3 protein-coding genes are annotated in these 4,074 nt (G+C 58.9%); all 3 read right to left on the bottom strand.

Annotated elements, in window-relative coordinates:
• On the bottom strand, positions 1-949 hold a 949-nt coding region (locus AC1XOS_RS20550; protein WP_481964080.1), incomplete at its 3' end, for a caspase family protein.
• 58 nt (positions 950-1,007) lie between these two features.
• Complete coding sequence (locus AC1XOS_RS20545; RefSeq protein ID WP_481964079.1) at positions 1,008-1,967, bottom strand: Rpn family recombination-promoting nuclease/putative transposase; 960 nt, start codon at positions 1,965-1,967, stop codon at positions 1,008-1,010.
• Between the two features lie 164 nt (positions 1,968-2,131).
• A complete protein-coding gene (locus tag AC1XOS_RS20540) occupies positions 2,132-4,000 on the bottom strand; it encodes an SUMF1/EgtB/PvdO family nonheme iron enzyme (RefSeq protein WP_481964078.1) in 1,869 nt (622 codons plus the stop codon).
• Positions 4,001-4,074 lie beyond the last annotated feature (74 nt).

The following is a 4,074-nucleotide window of genomic DNA, read 5'->3' as shown; positions in this document are numbered from 1 at the left end:
TGATAACCGAACCCGCAGGCGCGTTCTTGAAAACCAAGCTCGCACGGAAGCTCTTCTTCGCTACCCTTGCCGCCTCAACGATAGGCGCAGGCTCTGCCGCTGCAATCACCTTGCTGGAGAACACCAGCTTTCCGGTGCCGTTACGGGCAAAGTCGGGCGTTTGCTTCTTCCCACGCTCTTTAGCCCACTTCTTTACCTCACCCGCCGTGTACGACGTCACATCCTCAAGGCTCAGCGACGCTGCTTTCCCACTCAGCCCCTCCAACAGGAACTTGGTGAACACACTATGCCCGAAGCTGGGCTCTTCAAACGCACGCTCCCCCTCCGAGCACGCAAAGAGCACGGCACTGGAGCTGCCCTCGCCGCCACCGGCACGCGCGACCACGCCTAGGCTCTTGGCAAAGTCCGAGGTTAGCTTGTTATCGCCCTCGCCCTTCCCTGCCTCAGGATCGTTGCGGCACGCATCCATGATGAGAATAACCTGCTTGGCCTTGATCTTCTTGAGCTTGCTCTGAAGAGTCGCCACCGGCACCGACGAGATCGAGAGGGTCTCGATGCTCGATGGATCGGCGTTCACAGAGCCGAGGAAGTTCTGCCCCTCTTTGCTGAAGCCGTGGCCGGAGAAGTAAAGCACAAACGTGTCCTCAGGGCCAATCTCCGTGGCGAGGTTGTCCAACGCCTTGAAGACATTGACGTTGGTCGGCTTGAGCCGTGCGTCGGTCGTGTCGCTGGTGAGCAGGCGCACGGTAGCAAAGCCCAGGCTCTCACGCAAGGCGGTGCCCACCGCTGTGACATCCTTGACCGCGAAGTTCAGCCGTGCGATATCCGGGCTATCGTACTGCTCCACCCCGATCAGCAACGCAAAAGACTTACTTTGCTGCGCGGAGAACGCGGTGAGCGGAAACGTGAGGGCGGTTAAGCCCGAGACGAGAAGAGAGCGTCGGTTCATGAGAGTATTATAACGCAAGGCAATATCGTAACGTGACACGTCCCCCGGCGCAATGCGCTCAGTCCGTGAGTAGCTCCTGCCAGCTCTCCGCGTGTAGCAAGCGATCTGCCCAGCCTTCGATAGTCGTCTGCGAAGCTCCTAGAACTCTCTCCAGTATCGCCGCCTCCGGCTCCCCTAAGCGCAGGCGTGCCAAACGCAAGAAAAGCTCTCGCTCTCCCTGAGCAATGCCTTCTTGTCGGCCTTGTAACAGACCACGCTCCAGGCCACGTTCGATGCCTGTCTCCATCCAGCTTGTTACGATTTCCATCACTTCCTCTTTCTCGGCAGGAGCAAGATCGCTCCCTGCAATTGCCTGTTCAAAACGTACAATCTCTTGGCGGCTCAGCCGTAGGTAGGTATCCACAAACCCCGAGATCAGCCGCATCCGTGCCGGGTCGAGCTTCAAGGTTGCTAACAACCTCAGGCACTCCAGCTTGACTCTAGGCCGATCCTGCTCCGCGATCTTCATTTTTGCCATGAGAGCGCTGGCGATAGGATTGTGCTGGCTGACGAACTTGCGCCACGAGAGCCGATTGAGCTGCACCACCCGATAGGAGTAGCGCAGCACTTCACCATCGGGGAAGCCTATTGTGTAGCGTGTCGGCTCAGCGCGGGCGGGCTTGTCGTAGGAAAACACCACGATGGGATAGACCGGCAGGTCGTATTTCTCGAAAAACCCGGTGAAGTAGCGCAGCATCCGCCGCCCAAAATCCGCCTCCGGGGTGCTCTGGTTCTCGACATGGATCAGAAAGAACGCCTCAGTTTCCGTGTTTGCAAAGCGCACTCTTGCCACAATATCGGCCTCGTACTCGCGTCCATCAAAGAGGCTGATAAAGACTTCCTTGTCTAAAAACACAATCGAGTCTCTGTCCATCACGGCGGCAAGCTTGGGGAAAAACAGCTCGATAAACTCGACAAAAAACGTCGTCAGCAGCTCCTTAAACAGCCGGTCATGGTCAATCGTAGGTGCCTGCTCCATTGCCAAGCATTGTACCGTCTCCAGAGAGTTCCCCGCTTCGACGTTCACGGGTAAGCGCTACCAGCCGTCGCGGGCAACCCCCTCTTCGCAGGGAGGAACGACCGTAAGCCCGTGCCCAGAGGGCGCCCAGGTCGGAGCCTAAGCGACGGGGAGAGGTGAGACGATTACAGTCCTGGATGGAGGAGGCGAAACCCGCCGATGTAGCTCGCGAGGGACGGATTGCCGTAGTCCCGGTACGCGCAGCGGAACCTGTCCGCGTCGTCGTCGAGCCAGGAGCCGCCCTTTAGGTAGCGACTAGCGCTATTCGGGCCGTCACTACACCACTGATACACGTTGCCCGCCATATCAGACAGGCCATGGCTGTTCACATAGATACGATCCTGGCGCGTTACTGAAGCCGTCTTGCCAGCATCACCAAAACCACTGATACTACACCATAACTTGCTCGTATCGAACGTATCTCCCCAAGGATACTCGATATTACGGCCACCATCACGAGCCGCGTACTCGAACTCAGCGCTCGTCGGCAAGCGACCACCTGCCCAAGTCGCAAACGCACTCGCATCGTTCCAGTCCACATTCACCATAGGATGATCGTCTATCCAGCCCCAAGAAGGCTTATCCTTTGGCATGCTCTTACCCGTCGCCGCGCAATACGCTTTATACTGAGCCACCGTAACAGGAGTTGCATCCATCCAGAAGTCTGCAATCGTGCCGTTGCCGGGAATGAAGCACATCTCTGCGTTGCCCTTGCGCGTCTTGCGAGCACCCTTGACCTTGCCAGCCGGAGCTACAGGTTCGGGCTTGGGCGGATCGGGGATTGCTTCGCGCTCTAGGCGGGCATCGAACTCAAGGTTTTCGCCGCGCTTGATGGTCGTGCGACCACCTTTGGCTTTGAAGCCGGGTGCCGTTATCACCACGGACACGGACTTGCTGGCTTCCTCCACTAAATCCGCCTCAAAGCGATCACCCGAAACCACTTTCCCCTCTACCTTGATCACCGCACCCGCAGGCGCGCCGGAGAAGAGAAGACCGCCACGGAAGTTCGCGGACTCCACCACCGCTTTGCCACCACCCGCGAACGGCTGGGGCTTAGGCGTGGGCGACGTAGCCCCGACGCTCACGAACAAGAACTCGCCCTCGGTGCCACGGCTTCCGAACTGAGGCGTCTGCTTGAAACGACCGTTGGTCTTCGCCAGAATCAGATCAGGAACGCTCGTCTTGAGCTGAGCGCCCAGCAGGCTCACAGGAACCACCTCATCTGCTGCTGCGCTCTGACGAAGCACCTCCAAGAGCTTGTGCGTAAACGCCGAGTTACGCAGGCCGGGCAAAATCAATGCCTCCTCGCCCTTGCCACCCGCCGCAATCGCCTGAAGTGCAGGAACCGCAAGAAACCCACGGAGCGTTGCCGCGCTCGGCTTGGGGAAGTTCTTGCCTTGCACGATCAGCCCACCGAAACACGCATCCGCCAGCAAGAGCCGATGCCGCGCCGGAGAGCTTTCCAGGTAGCGCCAGAGCCCGTCCATCGGAAGGCAATCGCGCAAGTAAGGAACCGGGTCAGTTGTGTCCTTCAGGTCAAGCTCCGCATCAGCGGGAATCAGAAAGCCCGTGTCGCCGCCGTCTTGGGTCTTGATGGTCTGACCATGACACGAGAAATACACCAGAACGCGGTCCGTGGCCTGCACCCGCTTACGATCCGCCAGGCCAGAGAGCGCCTTCTCGATCCCCTTGCGTGAGGCTTGGCTATCCAGCAGCACGGTGACGTTCTCCGCCAGAAACCCATACGACTCCACCAGGAGCGCCTTGAGGTCGGTCACATCCGCCTCAGCCGTCTTGATCTGAAGCTCGCTGGGAAACTGCTGGTAGGTAATGCCAATCAGCACCGCGTAGGAGTTGGTGTAGATGGTTGCACCGGCCAGCTCTCCGCTACGTGGCACCACAGCAAGGGACTTGCCCTGTTGAGGGCGTGCGAAGGCTTCTAGCGGGAAGGCGAGGGCCGTGAGAGAAGAGACGAGTAGTGTCCGGCGGTTCATAAGAGCATTATAACGCAAGGCAATACCGCCGTGTGACACCGCATCTGCATGCCCCCTCGTTTGCCGCCCCGTGA

The organism is Armatimonas sp. (assembly GCF_964826245.1).
Note: the sequence above shows the minus strand (reverse complement) of the source record. Positions and strands in the feature narration are given on the sequence as shown.